This is a genomic window from Escherichia sp. AM3, from assembly GCF_032029835.1.
In the GTDB taxonomy this organism is placed as follows: domain Bacteria; phylum Pseudomonadota; class Gammaproteobacteria; order Enterobacterales; family Enterobacteriaceae; genus Escherichia; species Escherichia coli.
Map to the genome: position 1 here is coordinate 1 of NZ_JAVUPQ010000392.1, position 935 is coordinate 935.

General features: G+C 45.9%; 1 protein-coding gene. It reads right to left on the minus strand.

Going from position 1 to position 935, the window contains the following annotated elements; genetic code table 11:
- Nucleotides 1–272 precede the first annotated feature (272 nt).
- The coding region (locus RTW80_RS26105; protein ID WP_312720981.1) for a site-specific integrase at nt 273–935 on the minus strand (663 nt) is incomplete at its 5' end.

Consider the following 935-nt stretch of genomic DNA (forward strand, 5'->3'; position numbering starts at 1 on the left):
CTCCACAAGGGTAGAGCTACCCTGCATTTCGGCAGGATCACGCTATTAGGCGTGACATCCAGTAGTTTTAAAGAACAATTGCGCTTTGTCAGCGCCAAAGCCTGTTAAAGAACATTCCGCTTTTCAGCAGCGTAGAAGGCTCAATACACCTTCGTTTATAAAAGAGCGATTGCCCTTCTCCAGGGCTAACTGTTAAATAGCAATCCTCTGTGAGTTTTTATCAATCTACTCCCCTATACTTTAGTAAACCTCTGTATACTTGTCCAGTTGTTTCATGCGTGTTTTTCAAACACCATATGCACCACATTTCCGCCATGCTCGAGAGAATCCATATAGTCGGCATACCATTGAAGCATCTCCCGCCTTCCATCCAGATATTGCGCATGGTTGTATGTGCCACGAATTGAGTTCTTATCAACGTGAGCGAGCTGAGTTTCTATCCACGCAGTGTTATAGCCCTGCTCATGCAAAATCGTACTCATAGTGTGCCGGAACCCATGACCAGTTACACGTCCAGCGTAGCCAATGCGCTTAAACACTTGGTTTATGCTGGCCTCACTCATTGTTTTCCTTGGATCATTGCGCCCGGGAAACATAAGAGGGTAATTGCCTGTTATTTCTCTAATCTTCCCAATAAGCGAAAGAGCCTGCTCAGACAATGGCACAATATGAGGCCGCCGCATTTTCATACGTGAAGCGGGTATCTCCCAGATAGCCTTGTTGAAATCAATTTCATCCCATAATGCGCCACGTAGTTCGCCAGTTCGCAAGCCGGTGATAATCAGTAGACGAGCCGCCATAACAACCAATGCGCTTCCTGAGTAACTGGACAATGCCTTGAAAAAATCAGGTAATTCTTTGGCTGTAAGGAAAGGGTAATGATTAGATTCATGGCCTTGCATCGCGCTAGTAAGGTCTGGTGCAGGGTTATACTC